Raw genomic sequence first — 1,307 nt, 5'->3', positions numbered from 1 at the left:
GGGCCAGTGTTCGCTATTGGCCGGTGCGGCAAAGGTGAAGGCCGAGCGGCGCTTGGGCTGCAGCCCGATGGGCGCAGCCCCGGCCAGACGCCCCATCTCATCGGCCCAGGCCCCGGCGGCATTGACGACCACGCGGGCGCGCAAGCTGCCCTGGCTGGTCTGCACGCACCAGCGCTCGCCCTCTTCCCGTTCAATCGACTGCACCTCGGCATTGCACAGCACCCGCGCGCCGGCCGCCCGCGCCCCGCGCAGGAAGCCTTGGTGCAGGGCATGGACGTCGATGTCGCTGGCCTCTTCCTCGTAGACCGCGCCGATCAGGTCTTGCGCACGCAGCACCGGCACCATGGCACGCGTTTGTTGGGCATCGAGCCGCTGTACCTTGTCCGAGACCGAGCGCACCAGCGCCTCGTGCGCATCGAGCTCCGCACGCTGAGCCTCGGTGGCATAGAACAGCGCGCCACGCGGCGTGAGCAGCGGATGCTCGGCAAACCCCTCAGGTGGCTGATCGAAGAAGGCGCGGCTGGCGCAGGTCAGCGCCCGCACCTGCGGCGGGCCGTAGCTTTCCATGTAGAGCGCGGCCGAGCGACCGGTGCTGTGATAGCCCGGCTGCGATTCGCGTTCCACCAGCAGCACGCTGCCATGGCGCGCCAGCCAGTAGGCGATGGAGGCGCCGGCAATGCCGGCACCGATGATGAGGTAGTCGACGCTGTCCTGTTCATTCATGCAGATGCTCCTTGCAGCGGACTCAAAGGGCGGCAATGACCGCCACTTCCACATCCAGGCCAGGCGCCATCAGCAGCGCCTGCACGCAGGCCCGGGTGGGCGCATGGCCAGCCGGCACCCAGGCATCCCACACCGCATTGAAGGCCGCGAAATGCTCCGGGCTGGACAGCCACACATTGGCGCTGACGATGCGCTCCCGATCGATGCCCTGGGCCTGCAATTGCGCATCGATCTTGGCCAGCACTTCGCTGGCCTGTTGCGGGATGGGTGCGCCAGCATTGTTGGGCACCTGGCCAGCGACGAAGGCGAAGCCGTTGGCGGTCACCAGTTGGCTCATGCGGGCATTGGTATTGAAGCGTTGGATTGGGCTCATGTCGTTTCCTGCACCACTCGTAAGAGGACACTATGGACATCCAGTCATCTCCCATAAATTCAATGACTTAAGTGTCCCTTTAAGTCCATTGTAACAAAAATAACATGGACATTTCCATGGACACTCAAATCGGCGCAACCGGTTCAGAAGCTTTCACGACTCTGGCAGTGTTTACAAACAGGGTATCTAACAGTGGTTGTGACGCAGTTAT

At 63.7% G+C, this 1,307-nt stretch carries 2 protein-coding genes; both read right to left on the bottom strand.

Annotated features, from left to right (window positions below):
* On the bottom strand, nucleotides 1–723 hold a 723-nt coding region (locus I5W_RS03995), incomplete at its 3' end, for an NAD(P)/FAD-dependent oxidoreductase (RefSeq protein WP_044528268.1).
* Nucleotides 724–745: 22 nt separating this feature from the next.
* A complete protein-coding gene (locus I5W_RS03990) occupies nucleotides 746–1,096 on the bottom strand; it encodes a RidA family protein (protein ID WP_044528267.1) in 351 nt (116 codons plus the stop codon).
* Nucleotides 1,097–1,307: the final 211 nt, after the last annotated feature.

This window comes from Herbaspirillum sp. B65 (assembly GCF_000333555.1).
Lineage (GTDB): Bacteria > Pseudomonadota > Gammaproteobacteria > Burkholderiales > Burkholderiaceae_D > Herbaspirillum > Herbaspirillum rubrisubalbicans.
This window is presented reverse-complemented; position numbering and strand designations above follow the sequence as displayed.

What these genes read in the sequence shown, in the direction of transcription:
- I5W_RS03990 (WP_044528267.1), bottom strand. Translation starts at nt 1,096, where the DNA reads ATGAGCCCAATCCAACGCTTCAATACCAATGCCCGCATGAGCCAACTG.